This window comes from Mesorhizobium sp. 10J20-29 (assembly GCF_054130485.1).
The window spans coordinates 2,559,584-2,579,536 of sequence record NZ_CP199156.1 but is presented as its reverse complement, the minus strand read 5'-3'; the positions used below and the strand labels follow the sequence as shown (position 1 = coordinate 2,579,536).

The 19,953-nt window shown below is 58.6% G+C and carries 17 protein-coding genes and 1 pseudogene; 8 read left to right on the top strand and 10 right to left on the bottom strand.

The annotated features are described in order from the left end of the window. Window positions 1–26: 26 nt before the first annotated feature. The 3 genes from ACT2BZ_RS12330 (at window position 27) to ACT2BZ_RS12320 (ending at window position 3,100) form a co-directional block, all read left to right on the top strand. Complete coding sequence (locus ACT2BZ_RS12330; protein WP_457941287.1) at window positions 27–896, top strand: LysR substrate-binding domain-containing protein; 870 nt, start codon at window positions 27–29, stop codon at window positions 894–896. Window positions 897–1,142: 246 nt separating this feature from the next. Continuing rightward, window positions 1,143–2,126, top strand: a complete 984-nt coding sequence (locus ACT2BZ_RS12325; RefSeq protein WP_457935452.1) for a sugar phosphate isomerase/epimerase family protein — start codon at window positions 1,143–1,145, stop codon at window positions 2,124–2,126. Window positions 2,127–2,188: 62 nt separating this feature from the next. After that, a complete protein-coding gene (locus ACT2BZ_RS12320; RefSeq protein ID WP_457935451.1) occupies window positions 2,189–3,100 on the top strand; it encodes a PfkB family carbohydrate kinase in 912 nt (303 codons plus the stop codon). 596 nt (window positions 3,101–3,696) lie between these two features. On the opposite strand, the gene ACT2BZ_RS12315 is transcribed toward ACT2BZ_RS12320, so the two are convergent. Beyond that, the gene (locus tag ACT2BZ_RS12315; RefSeq protein WP_457935450.1) at window positions 3,697–4,827 is read right to left on the bottom strand and encodes an extracellular catalytic domain type 1 short-chain-length polyhydroxyalkanoate depolymerase; all 1,131 of its coding nucleotides are present in this window, start codon (window positions 4,825–4,827) and stop codon (window positions 3,697–3,699) included. Window positions 4,828–5,146: 319 nt separating this feature from the next. Between ACT2BZ_RS12315 and ACT2BZ_RS12310 the strand changes: the two genes are divergently transcribed. After that, window positions 5,147–5,689, top strand: a complete 543-nt coding sequence (locus ACT2BZ_RS12310; protein ID WP_457935449.1) for a hypothetical protein — start codon at window positions 5,147–5,149, stop codon at window positions 5,687–5,689. Window positions 5,690–6,065: 376 nt separating this feature from the next. On the opposite strand, the gene ACT2BZ_RS12305 is transcribed toward ACT2BZ_RS12310, so the two are convergent. Continuing rightward, complete coding sequence (locus tag ACT2BZ_RS12305; RefSeq protein WP_457935448.1) at window positions 6,066–6,317, bottom strand: hypothetical protein; 252 nt, start codon at window positions 6,315–6,317, stop codon at window positions 6,066–6,068. Window positions 6,318–7,525: 1,208 nt separating this feature from the next. Here ACT2BZ_RS12305 and ACT2BZ_RS12300 point away from each other — a divergent pair. After that, window positions 7,526–8,446 (top strand): DUF3102 domain-containing protein, encoded by a 921-nt coding sequence (locus ACT2BZ_RS12300; RefSeq protein ID WP_457935447.1) that lies wholly within the window; start codon window positions 7,526–7,528, stop codon window positions 8,444–8,446. 1,161 nt (window positions 8,447–9,607) lie between these two features. On the opposite strand, the gene ACT2BZ_RS12295 is transcribed toward ACT2BZ_RS12300, so the two are convergent. The 6 genes from ACT2BZ_RS12295 to ACT2BZ_RS12270 form a co-directional block, all read right to left on the bottom strand. Next, the gene (locus tag ACT2BZ_RS12295) at window positions 9,608–10,018 is read right to left on the bottom strand and encodes an XRE family transcriptional regulator (protein ID WP_457935446.1); all 411 of its coding nucleotides are present in this window, start codon (window positions 10,016–10,018) and stop codon (window positions 9,608–9,610) included. A 196-nt stretch (window positions 10,019–10,214) separates the two neighbouring features. Then, a complete protein-coding gene (locus ACT2BZ_RS12290; protein WP_457935445.1) occupies window positions 10,215–10,991 on the bottom strand; it encodes an ABC transporter permease in 777 nt (258 codons plus the stop codon). Between the two features lie 2 nt (window positions 10,992–10,993). Continuing rightward, complete coding sequence (locus tag ACT2BZ_RS12285) at window positions 10,994–11,860, bottom strand: ABC transporter permease (protein ID WP_457935444.1); 867 nt, start codon at window positions 11,858–11,860, stop codon at window positions 10,994–10,996. A 3-nt stretch (window positions 11,861–11,863) separates the two neighbouring features. After that, window positions 11,864–12,970, bottom strand: a complete 1,107-nt coding sequence (locus ACT2BZ_RS12280; protein WP_457935443.1) for an ABC transporter ATP-binding protein — start codon at window positions 12,968–12,970, stop codon at window positions 11,864–11,866. 3 nt (window positions 12,971–12,973) lie between these two features. Further along, complete coding sequence (locus ACT2BZ_RS12275) at window positions 12,974–14,041, bottom strand: extracellular solute-binding protein (protein WP_457935442.1); 1,068 nt, start codon at window positions 14,039–14,041, stop codon at window positions 12,974–12,976. Window positions 14,042–14,171: 130 nt separating this feature from the next. Beyond that, entirely contained in the window at window positions 14,172–15,038 is an 867-nt protein-coding gene (locus ACT2BZ_RS12270; protein WP_457935441.1) for a MurR/RpiR family transcriptional regulator, read from the bottom strand. A 1-nt stretch (window position 15,039) separates the two neighbouring features. On the opposite strand from ACT2BZ_RS12270, the gene ACT2BZ_RS12265 reads away from it, so the two are divergent. From ACT2BZ_RS12265 to ACT2BZ_RS12255, 3 genes are read left to right on the top strand one after another with little or no spacing between them, the layout of a single operon-like run. Then, a complete protein-coding gene (locus tag ACT2BZ_RS12265; protein ID WP_457935440.1) occupies window positions 15,040–16,425 on the top strand; it encodes a diaminopropionate ammonia-lyase in 1,386 nt (461 codons plus the stop codon). After that, window positions 16,422–17,681, top strand: coding sequence for a Zn-dependent hydrolase (locus ACT2BZ_RS12260; RefSeq protein WP_457935439.1), 1,260 nt, complete (start codon window positions 16,422–16,424; stop codon window positions 17,679–17,681). The genes ACT2BZ_RS12265 and ACT2BZ_RS12260 overlap by 4 nt, the downstream gene beginning before the upstream one ends. Then, window positions 17,678–18,607, top strand: coding sequence for an N-carbamoyl-D-amino-acid hydrolase (locus ACT2BZ_RS12255; protein ID WP_457935438.1), 930 nt, complete (start codon window positions 17,678–17,680; stop codon window positions 18,605–18,607). The genes ACT2BZ_RS12260 and ACT2BZ_RS12255 overlap by 4 nt, the downstream gene beginning before the upstream one ends. A 51-nt stretch (window positions 18,608–18,658) precedes the next feature. Here the strand turns inward: ACT2BZ_RS12255 and ACT2BZ_RS12250 are convergent, their stop codons facing one another. Further along, a complete protein-coding gene (locus tag ACT2BZ_RS12250; protein WP_457935437.1) occupies window positions 18,659–18,832 on the bottom strand; it encodes a hypothetical protein in 174 nt (57 codons plus the stop codon). A 227-nt stretch (window positions 18,833–19,059) separates the two neighbouring features. Further along, window positions 19,060–19,176, bottom strand: a pseudogene (locus ACT2BZ_RS12245) (BA14K family protein); the annotation flags it as partial. Window positions 19,177–19,953 lie beyond the last annotated feature (777 nt).

Genomic DNA, 19,953 nt, shown 5'->3' with positions numbered 1-19,953 from the left:
GCGTTCAGAAAAACTAGACGGTGTTGATGCGGTTCCAGCATTTCGACAGCTTGCGCGTTTTCAATGTCGTGGCTCGGCACGAGAGCTTCTCCAGTGCAGCGGATGAGCTGAATCTAACGAAGGGCGCGGTCAGCTACCAGTTGCGGGTGCTTGAGGAAGCACTTGGGTTCAATCTTTTCGACCGTAAGCCGCGTGGCATTGTGCTGACGCCGAAGGGCCGCGAGCTGTGGATATGCAGCATGCGCTCGCTTGATGCCATCGAGGCGCGCATTGACGAGTTGCGCGATGCACCACGGGCGCCGATCACAATCGCGACGACCACCTATTTTGCTTCGCGCTGGCTGTCGCCGCGGCTGATGATGTTCATGAAGGGGCATCCGCGTGTTCGGTTACGGTTGCAACCGATGATCGACCTCAAGGATCTGGATAATGAGGGCGTTGATCTAGCCATCAGGTGGGGCCGCGGCGACTCGGCAGACTCCGTGACACAGCGGCTTTTCGCTTGCCCCGCCTTTGCGACCGGCTCGGCAGATGCGCTGGCTCTGGTTCAGGCTGAAGGGCTGGCGTCGGCGGTAAGCACACTCACTCTGCTTGCCGATCGCAGTGGCAGTGCAGCGTGGGAGGATTGGCATCGGGTTGCCGGTCTGCCATTCAAGGCGCGCGACGCCGTGCTTACCATCCCCGACCCCAACCTCCGGGTGCAGGCAGTGATCGACGGCCAAGGAATTGCGCTCAACGATGCGCTTGTCGAGACTGAAATGGAGCGTGGAAGTCTATTCCGTCTGTCTCAACATCAGATCGAGGGCTACGGGTATTTTCTGGTGCATAGGGCTGACGCGATGAGCAATCCCGATGTTGCGGATTTCGCGCGCTGGGTATTGTCCCTCGAAAGTTAACGGAGCCCCCTCCCTGGCTTCGTTACCCCGTCTGCATGTCACATTGCAGATGGGCGCATCGGTCAACTTGTTCATGTCACTGAGCGACTGAACGCGAGTGCTATTGGATAGCTGGAGTGCTCGGTTTACGGCACGTGTAGCGCACCAACCGGTCAGGCGGCTGAGCAGGGTTGCGACGTTGATCGGAATATGGATGAGTGCACCACCCGGCGCATCTCGTCGCCACAACATCTTGAAGGCCACGCGATGACGCTTTCCCGCTTTGCCACTCGACTGAATTCGTTCGGCTCGGCGCCGCACCTGTTCTGGCCCGACCTTGCGGGGAAACCGTCGACGCTGCAACTGATCGAGCGAGCAGCGACGGTCGATGGCCTGACGGATCTCGATCTCAATTTTCCCGACCACGTCCCGGGCGAGCCGAAAGCCCTCGCCGCGCGAATTTCCGATCTCGGCCTGACTGTCAACGGCCTAGCCATGCGCTACTACACCAACCCTGCCTTCAAGCGGGGCGCCTTCACCAATCCGGACCGCAACGTCAGGCAGGAAGCGCTCGATATGACGAAGCGGGGCATCGACGCCGCGCGGGAGATGGGCATCGACCTGATGACGATCTGGCTAGGCCAGGATGGCTTCGACTACAACTTCCAGCTCGACTACGAACAGGTATGGGCCTGGGAAATCGAGGGCATCCGGGAAGTCGCGCAACACGATCCGGATTGCCGTGTAAGCATCGAATACAAGCCTGACGAACCGCGCGCCCAGAGCCTGCTGCGCGACGCCGCGACGACGCTGCTGGCAATCGACGAGGTCGGCGCTCCCAATGTCGGCGTGACCCTTGACTTCGCCCACTCGCTCTATGCCGGCGAGCAGCCTGCATTCGTGGCTCACCTGATCCATCGCCGCAGCAGGCTGCTTGGCGTGCACCTCAACGACGGATACTCGAAGCGCGACGACGGCCTAATGGTCGGCTCCGTGCATCTGCGTTCGACGCTGGAGCTGCTGCGGCAGGTGCACCGGGACGGCTACAAGGGGGCGCTCTATTTCGACACTTTTCCCGATGCCAGCGGCCTCGACCCGATCGCAGAGTGCGAGGCAAACATCGCGACGGTCGAGCGGCTGCTGAAAGTCGCCGCAACGCTCGATGCGAACAACCGGCTGGGCGAGGCACTTGCGAAGCAGGACGCGGTCGCGAGCCAAAGAATCGTCAACGAAGCTCTCTTCGGAGCTTGAGCCCGCGGGAAGCCGCCGCGGCAGGCTTACGCCGACGCGGCGATCAGTCTCGCAAGAAAGGCATGGTCTTGTCTGCCCCATCCGACAGCAGCGTGGCTCCCGTCATCGTCGTGGCCGGCAGCCTGCACTACGACATAATGGTCGATGCGCCGAGCCTGCCCCGCAAAGGCGAGACCGTGATCGGCAGGTCCTGGCGCCCGAAATTCGGCGGCAAGGGCGGCAACCAGGCCATAGCGGCGGCCAAGGCGGGCGCGACCGTCCGCATGGTTGGGGCGGTGGGCGACGACGCCTTCGGACGCTTCTTGCTCGATGAACTCACCGCCCATGACATCGACACTTCGTCGGTTGCCCGATGCGCGGGCATCGGGTCGGGCATGAGTGTCGCGATCTCCGACTCGGACGGAGACTATGGTGCCGTGATCGTCTCGGGAGCGAACCTGCTAGCCGACCCTGCGGGCCTGGTCGGGTTGGCCTTCGCAGGAGAGGTGCAGGCCCTGGTTATGCAGAACGAGATGCCCGAGGCGATCAACCTGGCGGCCGCAAGGGCAGCCAGAGAGGCGGGGCTCAGGGTGTGCCTCAATGCGGCGCCCTACCGTCCGATTTCAGGCGAACTCGCCGCGCTGGTCGACCTGCTGGTCGTCAACGCGATCGAAGCAGAGGACTTCACCGGCATCGCGGTGACCGACCTTATATCTGCGGAGGCTGCCGCAAAGGTCCTTGCTGGGCGAATCGCCTCGGTCGTGGTTACGGCGGGCGGGTCGGGAGCGGCCGGCATCACCGTCGGCGAGCCGCCGGTCCTTCTGCCTGTCAGGCCGGTGCGGGTTGTCAGCACGCATGGCGCTGGCGACGTCTTCATGGGCACGCTGGTGGTGGCCCTTTCGACAGGTCACTCGTTCGAAACAAGTATGCGAGCTGCAAATGAGGCGGCCGGGATTCATGTGTCGCAGCGGCCTTCGCATGATCACATGGAATGATTCCTCGGACCCGAACCCCGCTTTATCCCTTCGCCTTCGTTCTTGCTGCTCTGGTGAACTGAAGCAACCGGCTTGGCAGCGCGCCCTCGTCGGCTCGGCGCATCTGGAGCGTCTCTGTGTCGAGCTCCGAACCGAAATCGCTCTTGGTGCAATTTGGTTCGAGTGTGCAGTTACGTATCGACGCAAAGCTACGCTGCTTCGAGACTGCTGCAACAGTTAGGGCAAATCTGAAAACGTTTGATAAGTCGTCGGTCGCGGACATGGTTTCCTCGAAACCAAGTCCACACGACCCCGTTTGTTAGCTGACAAAATTGCGGAGGGTGCAATGGACAAAAGTGTCGTTGAATCTCGGCGGATACTCGCGCCGAATTTCGCAATTTGCGGCGCATTCCTCAGCTTGGGATCCTTGCTGGTTGAATAGGAGATACTCATGGCAGACCGGTCCAGTAGTTAACTCAGGAAGTGCGGAACGGTCACGGCTGCCATTGTGGCAGCGGTAGCGCTCGTAGTGTGGCTTTTCCTGTTCGCAGAGACCGACATTGGCGGGGGAAGACCGTTGATGTGAAGGTTAGCTTTAGAAATGCTCCCCACTGCCGCTACTTCATCAGTCCCGCCTTGCGTAGCGCCTCCTCAATGATCTGGCGCACGCCGCCGACCGTGCCGTGGGGAATGGATCCGCTCCTCGCCTCTCGATGTTTCGCTCCGTCGGCTGCGCGAGCACCTGCGCCGTTGAGTCTCGACCCGGAGCTAGCCGACAAAATCCGAGCTGACCCAGATTCGACCAGCCCCCAGAACCTGCCGATATGCTGCGTGGACGATATGCCGGTGTCGATCATATAGGGTGCGCTGTGGCTCAGGCCATCGGCAGTATCGAGAGGTGTGCCGTGTGGCATGCCTTGGACGAGATAATACTCGATTGCTTCCGTTCCCTCGCTGTTGTCCCAGGCCAGTCGCCGATGCCCGTTTACGATTTCTTCTCGTGACGCCTCGCCGGCTGCGCCATGCACCCCTTGCCACTGGCCAACAGTCAAGAGGGCGTTCGAAGCTTCGACGGTTTGGTCTGCACTGCCATGCCAAACAGAAATTCGAGGCCAAGGTCCTGCGTGGTCAGACGCCTCCTCCAGCTTTTCTTGCAGTTCCCTGTGGTCAGGGGCACCATGTCCGCGCATGCGGTCGAACGCTTCCGGGACGGATACAGCAGTCGCATAGGGCAGGCCGGCGATGATCGCGCCGCCGGCAAACACTTCCGGATAGGTGGCGAGCATGACAGATGCCATTGCTCCGCCAGCAGATAATCCAGTAACGAAGACGCGATTTGGGTCGAGGCGTTGCGCCGATGACAGTGTCTCGATCATCTGGCGGATCGACAGAGCTTCGCCCTGATCACGGCGGATGTCTCCGGGAACGAACCAGTTGAAACAGAGATTGGGATTGTTCGAACGCCTTTGCTGCGGGTAGAGAACGGCGAAGCCCTCCCGCTCGGCAAGACGCGACCATCCAGCTGCGTGATCATAGCCGGCGGCGGTCTGCGTGCATCCGTGTAGGACCACCACGAGTGGTGCGCCCTGTGGCAACCCGGTGGGCACAAAGATGCGCGCATCAAGTTGCCCAGGGTTTGAGCCGAAGTCCGGCATGTCAGATAGCCGGTCCGGACCCGACGGTGACTGCCCGAAGCTTCTGTTTCGATTGGCATTTAGCCGCGCGATCGTGTCAGCGAGATTTCTCATGGATGCGTCTCCTTCAGGCCAACCATCCGAAGTCGACTCGACTGAAACGCTATAATGAGAGGTTTGTTGCTGCACCGCACAAAGAATCCGAAATACGACATTCGCAGGGCGTTAGTGGCGGAATGGCAGAAACGTGCCGTGCGAAGGTGGCGATCAGCGATGCTCAACCCAGCAGGATTCAAGGGGGCGGCGGGGAGCTGGACTAAACCTCCTCCGGCCGCCCCAAAATCTCCTTGAAAAGACCCCGATCAAGGCAGGAACGGACGTGGAGCCGGGGTGTTGTCGGTGCCGAGGGACAACTCTGAAAAGGAATACCCCTATGAAACGCACTAGCCTTATCACCACGACTGCACTCATCGCTGGCCTGATGTCCGCTCCTGCATTTGCGCTCGACGTAAACGCCGGCGGTAACGTCGACGCTGGTGCTCAGGTCGGTGGAGCCGGCGCCAATATCGACGCTGGCGCCAACGTTGATGGCGGCGCAAACGCTGGAGCCGGCGCTGGCACGGGAGCCAAGTTCAACACTGACCTCGGCACGACCGCCAGCACGTCTTCGGACGCCAATTTCGGCATGCTGATCTCGTCGCTGAACGCGAGCGCAAAGACTGCTGCTGACATCAAGGCGATGACCGACGTGTCCGAAGTGACGGTGGTGATGGTCAGCGACCTGGAAGCCGGCGCAAATGCTGCCGCTATCGGCAATGCCATGTCCAAGAACGCAGAGGCGCGAGCTGATCTTCAGGCTGCCATCGAAGCCAACACCGACCTGAAGGCTGAGCTGGAAAACCAGTCGGTCGACGTGTCGTCGGTCGTCGCAGCCAACATCGGAGCCGGTGGTTCGCTGACCGTCTTCGTTCAGTAATGCATACCGGCGTCACACAGCGCCCCCCGCCCCACGTGACGCCAGAAGGAGAGGTTGGCCCCCACCGACCTCTCCTTCACTCATATGGGTCCTGCGGCCTACAACGTAGAATGCTTGACCCAGCCTCCGAGATGGGACGAGGCGATCTAGCGCTCGGGCCAACGCGTCCGCGTTAGCAACGTCGTGTTTTAGCCACAATTGAGACCACGACCAGGTTGCCGTTGCGGGAACCAGACGACAAAAAGGCCCGGCGGAGAGGCATACCGAAATCTCCAGCGGGCTTTTGTCGGATCGAGCGCTATAGCTAGCAGTCAGACGTTGCGGTCAAAACGTTAACAGGTGATTATCCGGACTGACGCTATCCGAGGACATTGCATCACTGCGTAAGCGATATATACCGGCTGGAATACATTTCGCGACCGCCCAGCTCCGCCGTGCAATCGGTCTTCAAGCTGGAATTTCCCGTCATTTCGATCGTATTGCCGACCAGTCGTAGACAGGCCGATTGCGTCGAGGTCGACGAATTGCCCGCATAGAACACGTGGGCGCCTGGTGCATAGACGAAGCCCTTGATGAAGGAATCCGAGGCGCCGTTGATCTTGATCGTTTCACGAGCTTTGTCGGGCATATGCTCATATAGCTGGCAACGATCGCTTTATTTTGCAGATGAGGAAACATAGATGCTCGCACTGATCGGCCTCGTCGTCTCGCAAGCGGCAAGCTCACCGGAGCCGGCCATTTCAAAGCCTATCGAGCTATCGCTGTCCTGGTCATGTGCTCCGCGAAAGACTTGCGGCAAGATAAGTTCGTGCGAGGAAGCCGAATGGTATCTCGTAAACTGTTCGTGAGGACCGCGTCTCGATCGTGATCATGACAGAACGCCTTTGTTGAGCCTTTATGGTAGCAACGACTTGCTATCGCACGAGATTCCCCCCCCCCCCTTTTTTTTTATTAATCTCGCTAGATAGTCTAGAAGTCCCCTTGAGTATTCGCTATAATGTGTCTGCCGTTGAAGAAGACGGCTAAAAGCGGGTTTTGCACGCGCCCGTATTCCGAATAGGTTGTCGTAGACGCCGATGATTTCGGAAACCGTGCGTGGAAACTCGTGGCGCGGGCACTACTGGTGACTTGTAACCCGCAAGGTGCACTGAAATCGCCATGTTGGTTCAGTGATGCCTACGCCGGCTGGGCCGAAAGGCTTGGAAGTCCGACCGTAAGAGGCGACAGTCCGACCCCGCCTCACCTTTTCTGAAAGGCTGGTCGAGCATGGTTATGTCCCCCGAACTCGCCCCGTCATATGGTGGCGGTCGTGGCCTCAAGAGAGGAAACAGTTCCTCTGACAGAACTTCACCTACAGCATAGTTTGACGCTTGGCCCTTAGGCCCCACGTCTCTCTATGCGTAGGTGAAGTTTATGCCTCATTCCTAAGAGAGGTTTGTTGCAGATATGGCCATTCGAGTGCAGTTCTGTGCACCATGGACTGAGCGGGATGCGGAGGCTCTGGTTACCGCGCTACGGCATGGCTTTCACTTGCGTCTCCACACCGTCTCGAAATCCGCAACGGTTGCGGATTTCGCGTTAGACCTGATGCGATGCCAGGACATGCACGCGATCTGAAGTTCTCGCCTCCCGAAGCGTGGCAGGAAACGCAGGCACACATCGCTGGCTATGCATCCCTGACAGCATGCCGTGCGGACTAATTTCCTTCAGAGCATCTAGCAGATCGCCGCCCAACACAACCACGCCAGCGGAAATGTCAGTAGATGTCAGGAGATCATGCACACGATGATTTTCTCGATATAACCCCGTCCGACATCTAAACGACGGAGTGAAACGATGTTCCTAACAGACCGGACACGGGTGATTGAAGTGCTCGATCTCAGCACCGAGATGATCCTTGAAGATAACGAGCTAGCTGAAATTGAAAAACTCGACCAGTCGCCGGACGCGGCGCCGACGCGGATCATCCTGCCCGTCCGTGCTGGCTTCGACTACTCCGGCGTCTCTGACTCAGTTCGACTGAATGCGGAAGCGGCAGCTGGGCGCATCCAGAAAACGATGCGATCGAGCATAATAGAAGTCGGCAATGATTTGAGCTCTGTGAAGGAAAGCCTAGGTCACGGCAAGTTCGGTGAGTGGTTGAAGTTTTACTTCGACATGTCCGAACGGACAGCCGAGAACTACATGAACGCTGCCCGGGAGTTTGCCAACGCTCCGGATGTCCTCGACTTGCTACCTCATGGGACAGTCTACCGACTTGCCGCAAGGAGCACTCCGGCCGAGGTTAGAAAGAAAGTCTTTGACCAGATCAATTCTGGAACTTTGCCCGAGAAAAAGGCAGTTGAGGAGCTCATTGCTAGCTCTAGACCGGCAAGGCGCCAAAGGGTTGCCGTGAGAAATGAGGTTGAGCAAGCAGTGAACCAGAGCGAAATCGGGAAGCCTAGCTCCAGGAGCACAGGAAGTTCTAGCGAGCCGCCAATCGTCCCGGAAGTCCACCCAGCGCTACCCCCTCATGCTGGGTGCGTGGAAGCTAATACCACAGCGCAAAATCAGGCAGCAGAGCCTCGAGCCGAACGTGAAGAGGCGGAAGCACTGTGTGCTACCAGTAATGGCAACGGTCAGGCCATGCCCGACCAACTCGCCCGAAACATTGTCAAGGTGCTGAAGGAGCGTTTTGGTCCGAAGTTTCCAATCCTACGCAACGCGGTCCTGAAAACAGGTGGCGCCAAACTGGAGCTGGCGTTGAGAGAAACCTAACTGGCATCACATGCGACGCGGGCTCGTCCGTGTCGCATGTCATCCTGGGCTGCGATCCCAATCTTCATGACGGCGATGCACGCGCGACTGTAAAGCGCTCTTGGTCGCCAACGCCTACTCGAAAGATGAATTCGCGATGACGGCGCCTGCGGTCTCGTTGGCTACAGCAGGGGATTGCATGCACGCCGGCGAGAAGGCGGATGAGGAGCGGTGCTTCGGCGGCGCGGGGGAGCGGCGGATGAAACGCGCCGGCTGAAGTCGTGGGGAGTATCTTGAGACAGCGGAAACTATTGGGGATTGTCCCTCTTACCAGTGAGCACCCGGAAAGCATTGATCCGGAAGGCCTGAACACTCAAATCTAATCAGCCGGAAGCGTCTGGGGAGCGCGTCGGTCCCGACCGGATAACTCATGCAGCCGGAAATCAGATCCGCTCGGGCGCAAAATGACAACCTAAGGTAAACCTCACGGCCGTTCCTCATCTTGCGCTAAGATCACTGAACAGCCCTAGTTTACCGTCGTTGCTTTGCGGTTGTCGTTCGGTTTTCGTGTCACTCAAGGATGGGTGGATTGGTGCCCAAAATGTTCCGGCAACAGGAGGCATCCGGGTCAAATGTCGACACCCCTTCTAGGACTTCGCATATTGGCAGTGACACGCAAGATCGTTGGGACGGCGGCTCGCCTCGGGATGGAAGTGCTTTGGTTCCTAAGAACCGTCCCTCGACGGCTCGGCAGGCACGGGGTCAACATCCGGTTGCATAAGAAGCTGTCCCCGTGCGCATGTATGTGACGATGCTTGGCGGTCCGTCTCATTGATCTTGGTGCCGACTGAAATATAACGGACATCATCCTACCAGCCCACTCACCTCGGCTAGAGGCGCGGCTGTCCGACGGACTAGGCTTCTCGCTCTGCACCGATAACTCAAAAGAACACCCCGTGTCAGCGAGGCGATGACGATCGCTCGTTCACGCATCTTCCTGCTTGGGTGAATCTTCGCCGAATACCCTTCTCACCCTCTGCACACGTGCAAGCGTGGGTTTCGGATCCGTGTCCCAGCACGCGAGCCGGATGATGTCGATCCAGGCAAGCTCGTTCAGCGTGAGCGGTCGATCCCATGCACTCTTGCGGGTCGAGGACGTGGGTGAGGAGGGTGTAGCGTGTCTCATCGGCGGAAAATCCCGCGGATAGCAGCCCGAGCTTTAGACGTCAGGTTGGGGTCTGTATGACCGGAGGCGTCGCGGATCTCTTCAAGCCAGGCGACTTCATTCTCGGTGACGATCGTGCCAAAGATCTGGCGGATGGCTCGCTCGGTGGTGTCGCCGCCCAATTGCTCCATTGCCATCATGAACAGGAGTGCAGGATCGCATTCCAGCGCCTTTGCCAGTGCTGGCACACGGTCGAGCGGCAGCTTGCTGGCGCCGACCTTGATCATCGCCAGCATATTCGCCTGAGCGAAGCCTGCCTCGGTTGCGATCAGGGCCTGTGTCTTTCTGGACCGTAGCTCCAGGATTCTCTTCTGTAGGAATTTTGCCAGCCGCGTGTCTGCGAATGGCTTGGCTGCGTTTTTCATCATCGACCTTTCTCGTTCAAGTGCAGCGCAATCGACTGCTTGAACGAGTTATATCGAGCGAGAAATGGGGTTCTGACGGGAAGTTCGAACTCCGGATTTCAATGAAGGCGATAGCGGCTCAAGGCTCTCTTCACCCCCAGCATTCTCCCCAATAGGACTCGCCGCGATCGGGGCACGGCTGGAAGGAAGGGCAGCGTTGTTACCGGCGCGACCGAAGGCGGGCGAACTCTGCAATACCGATCAATGAAATGTTGGCCACCACGATCATCAGCGCCAACGCGTCAAGCGCTGGCGACATGTTGAAGCGAAAATCCGACGCCACCAGTATAGAAAGTGGCTGCTGGCGGCCGCTGGTGAAGGAGGTCAGCACGTATTCGGCAGACGATAGAACGAACGCGATGAACCAGGCTGCCATCAGGCCGTTCTTCATCAGTGGCAGCGTCACGCGCCGGAATGCGCTCCACTGGCCCGCCCCGAGATCAGAGGCAGCTTCCTCCAGCCTAGGATCGATCCGGATCAGAACCGACGCGATGATGAGTGTGGTAAAGGGCATGATGATGATGGTCTGGCCGGCGACAATCGTAAAAAGGCTGCGCTCGATCCCGATTTCGGACAACAGGATCAACTGGGCGACGGCAAGTATGACCTTAGGAATCAGGAACGGGATAAAGATGATCACGAGGAATGCGACGCGGTGCTTCAAACTGTAACGCGTAAGAGCAAGTGCGGCCATCGCCCCTAACAGCGTCGAGAAGAGCGCAACAGGAACGGCTACCAGCAGCGTGGTCCCGAAGCCGCCCGTCAACCTGGAATCGGCGAGGACCTGGCTAAACCACTTGGCGGTAAATCCCTGCAGCGGAAACGCGATGAGTTCGGAATCATTGAAGGCAAATACGGCGATAACCGCGACTGGCAGATACATGAATGCATAGATCAGCCAGACCCAAGCCGTCACAAGGAGAGGTGTCTTTACCATTATCACTCTCCTCCGGCCAAGGCCCTGCCAAGCGTCGAGCGACTGATCCCGAGGCCCGCTAAGGCGAAGGATAAGCAAAGCATGGCCAGCATGGTGGAGGCGATTGCAGACCCCAGCGGCCAGTCGAAGGCAGTCCCGAAGAGATCGTTAATGGCGCTGATGATGGTGATGCCAGAAGCCCCGCCCAGAAGTTGCGGGGTCAGATAATCGCCAACCACCATAACGAAAACCATCATGCCGCCGGCAATGAGACCAGGCGTCGTCATTGGCAGCGTAATGCGTCGAAATGCCGATGCCCTACCGGCGCCAAGATCGGACGCGGCCTCGAGCAGGCCATCGTCAAGGCTCTCGTAGGCGAGCCACAGGCCCAAGACCATGAAAGGCAGGTAATTGTAAGTCATGACTATGTGGGTAGCGAGAGAGGAAAACAGCAGCGCTTGCACCGGCCGATCGACGACGCCCGCCCACATCAGGAAATTGTTGAGCACACCTTCTGCGCCGAGCAAGACGCGCCAGGCAAAAATTCGCACTAGGTCGCCGGTGTAGAGGGGCACCAGAAGCAAAGTCAGCAACGCCGACTTGAACTGAGTTGTCCGCTTGGCGATGAACCACGCTACCGGATGACCGATCAGGGCGGTGATCCCGACGACCAGCAGTCCCGACAAAAAGGCCTTTGCGATGAGCCAGCGATAGGTTTCGCTGGCAAAGATCCGGGCGTAGTTTCGAAATGTCGGCTCCTTGACGATGGCGACGAAATCGACCTGGAAGAAGCTGTATGCGAACAGGATCGCCAATGGCGCGATGCAAAGCGCAGCAACTGCGGTGAATACCGGCGCTGCAAGCAACGTTCCAGTGCGAGCGCCTGCCATCAGCTAGTTCAGCTCTGTCGAGTTGGCGGCGATCCAAGCCTGAGCCGGAAGAAAGCCCAGACGCACCGAGCTCCCGGGCTGAGGATAGTCCTCGTTCTGCACAATAAAGTTCAAGAGTGTGTCATCGGAAGCTCTGGCCTCGATCAACCACTCGGCGCCGCGAAAGACCACATGCGTCACGCGCGCTTCAATGACGCCGTTCGCCGACGGGTGCAGCTGTTCCGGACGCAGGCACAAAACGGCATTCGAGCCCACAGACTGATCGGGAACGCCCGGTGTTTCAAAACGACCCAGCGCCGTCTCGATTGTCAAGCCTTCACCGGATCTGGCAACAATGCGCCCTGACAACAAGTTCGCGCCGCCGATGAAATCGGCCACATAGGACGTAGCGGGCCGGTTATAGATTTCGGAGGGCGCGCCTTGTTGCACTATCCGGCCTTGGTTCATCACGATGATCTGATCGGAGAGCGCAAAAGCCTCCTCCTGATCGTGCGTCACATGCAGAAAGGTCATGCCTAAGCGGCGCTGGAGATCCTTCAGCTCTATCTGCATGTCTTTGCGCATGCGGCGGTCGAGAGCGGATAAGGGTTCATCGAGAAGGAGCAGCTCGGGTTCGTTTACGATGGCGCGCGCAAGCGCCACCCGCTGCTGCTGACCGCCCGATAGTTGACGAGGCCTCCGGTCAGCCATGGGGGACATTTGCACCATGGCGAGCGTTGCCTTCACCTTTGCGGCTATCTGAGTGTGGCTGAGATTCTTGTAGGCAAGTCCGAAACCGACGTTATCGGCGACACTGAGATGGGGGAAAAGGGCGTAGTTTTGGAAGACCGTGTTGACGGGGCGTTGGCTAGCCAACGCTTCGGCTAGAGAAGAACCGTTGAGCTCGAGTGTTCCGCCCGAAATATCCTCAAACCCGCCGATCATTCTGAGAATCGAGGTTTTTCCACAACCCGAGGGGCCGAGAAGTGTAACATAGCTGTTGGTTTCAATCGTGAAATCAACGCCTTTGACCGCTTCGAACTCGCCGTATTTCTTCTTCAGTCCGGAAGCTGTGAGGAGAGGACGGCCTAGCCGCCCTCCCCCGTCCTGTGCGGTTTCAGAAAGTGACATTGATCAGCTGGCCTTGACCTCGTTCCAGAGCGCCACCCAGTCGTTATAGCGGGGCGGGTTCTCCTTCCAAACGAACGAGTCCATGACGGAAAGATCCTTCACGAAGATCTTTTCTTTCTGCTCATCGGGAAGTCGATCAAGTGCGGCCGAGGTGCTCTGGGCATAAGGTCCGCCGAAGGCAAGCTTCTCCCCATATTCCGGGCCCAGCAGATAGTTGACGAGGCCGAAGACCTTGTCGAGCTTCTCGCCTTCCACGCCTGCCGGAATTGCGATCGTGTCGCACCATCCGATTACGCCTGCCTTTGGTTTGGCCATGCCCATGTCCAGGCCCCTCTCCCTGAGATCGTAGTAGGGCGGGACCCAGGAAAACGCGCAGACTACTTCGCCGGTGGCAAACAGGTTCGTCAAATCGCTGATCGAATTCCAGTAGGTCCGGAGCAGCTTCTTCTGAGCGATCAGGGCCTTCTTCACTTCGGCCAGTTCCGCGTCTTCCATGTGGAACATCTTGTCGCGCGGGATCCCCAGATACATTGCGGCGATCATGATGCCCTCGAGAGCATAGTCTCGCATGGCGAGCTTGCCGGCATACTTGTCACCCTCGAAGAAGACGGACCAATCCGGCTCGGCATCCATCAAATCGGCACGGTAAACGATCGGATTGATCCCCCAATAGAAGGGAACGCCGTAGGTCTGTCCGTCCTTCTTTCCCAACCCTGTCTTTTTGAATGCGTCATACAGCAGCGATGCATTCGGCACCTTCGCCGGGTCGATGGGCTGCAGAAGATTGGATTCGATATAGAATTCGACCTTATCGAGTCCCGGCGTAATCAGGTCGACGGAAGAGGCGCCGCCCGCACGTAGCTTTGCGAACTGCTCGTCGTCTGTGCCAATGAAGTTCTTGGTTAGCGTGACATCTCCACCCTCGAGAAAAGCTGCGAGGTATTCGTCCTTCGCCAGGTTCTCCCAGGTCATCCACACCAGATCGGTCGCGGCAAACGCCTGCCGGAATGGTGACAATGTCGAAAGCGCAGCGCCGGATGCGGCAGCTAACAATAGGCTACGTCGGTCCATTCGGATTTCCATTTGGCTCATCCTTTTTTTGTTCCCCACGGCCTCAAAGCTCGCACGCACGAAGCCGATCAGTTGACCTCCGGATAAGAAACTATTTTCATCCATTGTTCAATATGAAAAATCTGTTTCATTATTCATCATATGCCGATTTTCTAGGCTGCCTCCTGCCTTTTCCCGGTGCAACAAGCGGATCGAGTTTCTCGTGAAGTTTCTCGATGATCGCCAGTCGCTCTATGGCCGAATCCCCCAAGGCCGAACCGACCGAAGAGCAAAGGTAGTTGATGACGCTCATCGGCGCGGCATAACTGTCGAACATGCTATGTCCCCGATTGTGGCACCTCAGCGTTACAGTCGCCAATTGCGCTGTGCGCGCCGCGGTCATGTCGGCGATCAGCACGCACGGTGTCCCTACCTCGGCAGCAACGGCCATGACTTCTCGAAGGATCACCGGCCGCCTACGGAACCCGAAAACCAGCATTGCATCGTCAGAACCAATGCCAGCCACGTCCTCGCCCATCGACATGCCGGCCCGGGGTAGCAGATGAACGTCGGACCGCACGTGATTCAGCAAGCCACACGCGTAAGTGGCAAGCGCCATCGAATTGCGAAACCCAACGACCCACAGGCGCCGCGCATTGACAAGTATCTGCGATGCCTGCTCTAGCGATTGTTCACTGAGCATTTCGGCCGTGCGCGTGAGATTCTGCAGGTCCTGGGCGACATGCAAACCAAAGTCGCCCGAGCCCAAGCGCTTCTCGCCGATACCCGTCATCTCGTAGAGAGGGGATCCCCAGTCCTGCGCCTGGCGCGCGTGATAGCGAGCATCATTGTAGCCCGCATACCCGAGCCGCTTGAAGAAGCGGGCCGCCGTTGCGTTGGATACCTGGGCCTTGGCGGCTAGTTCGCCAGCCGTAAAGCTGGAGAGATTTGACTGCGCCTCCATCACCACCGCCGCCAGCTGCCGCTCGCCTGCGGTCAACTCATCGTAGATAGCCATTATGCGCGCATCGATTGGTCGGTTATCAGGATGGGCGGACACCGTCACGTGCATCTCCATTTTTCAAAACATACACATAGAGAAAAAACATTTTCATTTCCAGTTGACGGTGGATTTTCGCAGCGTATTGTTTGAGGCCTCAAATCGATACCGGAATATCCAAGCCATGTCGTCTGCATTTGCGCAATTTCCCGCTGAACTACATATCAACTCCGACCGAATAACTGGCCCGTATCCCCCGGAATTCAAAACGGTGCTCAGCCATGACGCAGCCCGGGAAGCGCTCAGTCAGATATCCGAGTGGAGCGGATATGCTCAAACACCGCTGGTGCGCCTTCGGAGCCTGGAAGACAAGATTGATGTCGGACAGATCCACTACAAGCAAGAGGCCGACCGCTTCGGATTAGGGTCTTTCAAGGCGCTCGGCGGTGCTTATGCAGTATTCCGTCTTCTGGCTGCACGCATTCAACAAGACACGGGAAGCGGTGCGGACGTCAAAGATCTGCTCTCCGGAAAACATGCAACGATTGTGGGCGATGTAACCGTGACGTGTGCGACCGATGGAAATCATGGCAGGTCTGTCGCGTGGGGTGCGCGCATGTTCGGCTGCAAGGCCGTCATCTTCATCCATGAGACTGTGTCAGCGGCGCGCGAGGAGGCCATCGCAGCCTACGGGGCTGATGTCGTAAGAACCAAAGGCAATTACGACGATTCCGTTCGCGAGGCAGCGCGCACGGCTGCAGAGAACGGCTGGTCCGTCGTTTCCGACACTTCCTATCCCGGATATATCGACGTGCCGCGGAATGTGATGCAGGGATACAGCGTCATGGTTGAAGAGGCGCTTCGCCAGTTGAACGGTCTTCGCCCCACTCACGTCTTTATTCAGGGCGGTGTCGGGGGCCTGGCAGCTGCAGTCACGGCTCACACCTGGGAAGCCTTTGGCGCCGATGCGCCGGTGATCACGGTCGTTGAGCCCGACAAGGCCGCCTGTCTTCTCGAGAGTGCAAAGGCAGGTGAGCCAAGGGGTGTCGGCGGCGACCTCGACACAATCATGGCCGGGCTTGCTTGCGGCGAACCTTCGATCATTGCTTGGCCGATCCTTGCGCAGGGCGCCGCCGCCTTCATGTCAATTCCCGACGAGGCCGCGGCCGAGGCGATGCGCTTGCTGGCTTCTGGAGCAGGAGGAGCAAAGCTGGTTGGCGGCGAGAGCGGCGTGGCCGGGCTGGCCGGACTCCTGGCGGCCGCCGAACACACCGACATGCGCGAGGCCATTGGCCTCACCGCCGATTCCATCATTCTCCTCATCGGCAGCGAAGGCGATACCGATCCCGAACTCTACCAGAAGATCGTCGGACAGAGCGGCCGTGCCGTGGAGGCCGGACAATGAATGCCGCCGCGATCCAGATGAACGCCGAGCGCCTGCAGAAGCGCGTTGAAGCAATGGCGGCAATCGGTGCGCTGCAAGGGGGTGGCGTTTGCCGGCTCGCTCTAACGGATGCCGACAGAAAGGGCCGCGACCACCTTGTTGCAGAAATGAAGGGCTTGGGTCTGAAGGTCCAAATCGACGCGATCGGCAACATTTTCGGCACAAGGTCCGCCCGCAAATCTTCCCCAACCATTATGCTCGGCTCGCACATTGATACGGTGGCCACAGGCGGTCCCTATGACGGCGCCTTGGGTGTGCTTGCGGGCCTCGAAGTTGTCGCGGCCCTGAATGACGCTGGGGCTGAAACCGAACTGCCGATCACGGTCGCGGCCTTCACCAATGAAGAGGGCGCTCGCTTTGCGCCTGACATGCTGGGAAGCCTGGTCTTCGTCGGCGGGTTCGGACTACGAGAGGCACTCGATACAATCGGCATTGATGGCAAGAGGCTTGGCGACGAACTGGAGCGGATTGGCTATGCGGGCCTAGATGAAGGTCCACGCGAGATAGCAGCCTATTTCGAACTCCATATCGAACAAGGCCCCGTTCTCGAAGATGAAAACGTGCAGATCGGAGTTGTTGGTGGCGTTCAAGGCATCTCCTGGACCGAATTGACGGTTCAAGGCCGTTCGGCCCATGCCGGAACGACGCCACTTCGGATGCGACTCGATGCCGGTCTCGCTGCAGCACGCATCGCGGCCGGCGTCGGCGATATCGTCCGCAACATCGGCGGCGAACAGGTGGGCACCGTCGGAGCGCTGACGCTTTCGCCTAATCTAGTCAATGTGGTGGCCGAGAAGGCCGTCATGACCGTTGACCTGCGCAACCCAGACGAGTCGATTCTGGAGCTTTGCGAAGCTCGATTGGCAGACTTGATTGAGCAGGTTTCGGAACAGGAGCGCGTCACCGTCGAGCGCAGGTGCCTGGCCCGCTTCCAACCTGTCGATTTTGCACCTGAACTGGTCGATGAAGTCGAGGCGGCTGCCAAGGAGCTGGGCCTGACCGCGAGGCGCCTCTACTCAGGTGCCGGACACGACGCCCAGATGATTGCGCGCATCGCGCCAGCCGCCATGATCTTCGTGCCGAGCGTCAACGGAATAAGCCACAACATCACCGAGTATACGAAGCCGGCCGACCTTGCGAACGGCACCAACGTCTTGCTGAAAGCAACGCTTTCGCATGCCAATCCGGCTGCCAGGAAGGGAGACCTCAAAGCATGAGCAGAGTGATTGTGACCGCGGCTGCGCAGATGGGGCCGATCGCTCGTTCGGATACCCGTAGGCAGGTTGTGATGCGCATGATTGCGCTACTCAAGAAGGCGGCCCTGCGCAATGTGGACCTCGTAGTCTATCCCGAACTGACACTGACGACATTCTTCCCTCGCTGGTTTATGGAGAACCAAGAGGATATCGATGCTTTTTTCGAACGCTCCATGCCAAACGACGACGTTGCCCCGCTATTTCACTGCGCCAAGGAACTAGGCATCGGCTTTTCTTTCGGATTTGGGGAATTGATCGAGGAAGCAGGCGCGACGCGGCGCTACAACACGTCCATCGTCGTCGACAAGATCGGAACCATCGTCCATCGCTATCGGAAGATTCATCTTCCCGGGCATAAGGAACATGAACCGTGGAGATCATTTCAGCACCTCGAAAAACGCTACTTCGATCCGGGCATGGAGCCATTCTCGACTGCTGAGGCATTCGGTGGCGTGATTTCCCAAGCAATCTGCAACGATCGCCGCTGGCCGGAAACTTATAGGGAAGCTGCGCTGCGCGGCGCAGAAATGTTGCTGATCGGCTATAACACACCTGTCCACTACCCGCCTGCTCCTGAACACGATCACCTGCAAGGCTTCCATAACCATCTGTGCCTTCAGGCTGGTGCCTACCAGAACGGCATGTGGGTCGTAGGCGTAGCGAAGGCTGGCAAGGAAGAAGGTTGCGACCTGCTCGGCCAGAGTTGCATTGTCGCGCCGACTGGCGAGATAGTGGCCATGGCGAGTTCGACCGGCGACGAACTCATCGTGCATGACTGCGATATGGATCGCTGTAGCGAAATCCGCGCAAACGTCTTCAATTTCGCCAAGCATCGGCGACCGGAAATATACACCAAGCTCACAGAAGCACCGAGTAGCAGAGACTGACCTTTCGGGCCAAGCTGGAAGACCGAGCTGTTGTGGCGCTTCGGTGCGGTCCTAATTCGCGGCCGGCTCCTCGGTGGTGGCAGGTTCCTCGGTCGTCGCTGGCTGCTCGGTCGATACCTCCGGCGCCGTGACCTCGCCGGCGCCAAACCAGCCACTATACCATCCAATGATCGCAAGGATTACTATGACGGCAACGACGCCGATAGCGACATTCTTGTTTCCCATGTCCTCGAACTCCCTTTCCGGGGCTGGACGTTGTCCAGGATTCATCCGCTAACAGTCGCGTCCATATCACTTGTCCGTAGCCGGTGACTACTAGGGCACCCCATAGTATTAGAAACGTTCCACCATTGCGAGGCGACCCAATCCCGCTAGTCTGAATTGCCCCGGCAATCCTCACGTCGCCGGGAACAGAATGATATCGCTACATCTCTGCCCGAATGTCACATGTGTCAGCGCCAATAAGGCGATCGGCACTGTCTGCGCGGGCCGTGATAGGGTTGGAACGTATTGTCCCAAGCCCTATACGAACGGTAGCGATCATAGCACCAGCGGACGTGTCGCGAACCAAGGCGGGGGCCATAGTATTGGCGCGGTTCGTAGTAGCGGTAGCCTGGATATCGCGGGCCCAGATAGAGACGCGGGTAGATATGACGACTATATCGACGGTCGTTGCGCCGATGCTGGCGGTATTGTGGGCGGGAATGCTTTTTCCAGTAGCGACGGTCTTTGCGCCGATCTTGATGGTATTGCCTCCGGGGGCTCTTCTTCCAGTAGCAGCGTCCGTCGCGCGTGCAATGTCGACGATTGCGGGAGCGGGCGGGCTGGACGTCCGTCCCGGCCTCTGAGGCACTAGGAAGCAGTGTTGACCGGTCGAGCCCGGCGGCGGCTAAGGGAGTTGCCCCGGCGACCAATGACGATCCTGCAAGGACTGCCACGGCCAACAGGGCAGCGCGCCAATCAGAAACGTGTCTCAGGTTCATAATTCCTCCCATGGAATGCTCAGGCCCACACCTTAGCTCTCGGTGGATAGCGGCCATGCCCGCCTCAGCGCGGGATTGGAAGAACAGGCGAGAGGGCAGTCGGCTTGAACCAGCGTGCGGCTCTTGGCAAAGGGCGCAACAGCCGCTGCGCTTTGCCGAGTTCGTAGTCGAGAACCTTATGAACAGGTTCGCCTGCTCCGTGTTGTGCGATTAGGCGCATCGAACCCGCAAACCCGCATTGTCCCAGATCAAGGACGAGGAAATATTGATTGACCCAAGGTTCCTGAAGCATCTCTAGGTGCCTGACAGGCTTTGGAATCCGAGAAGAACGCGAATCCAGTCCGCTGGACGGCATTTCCCCGG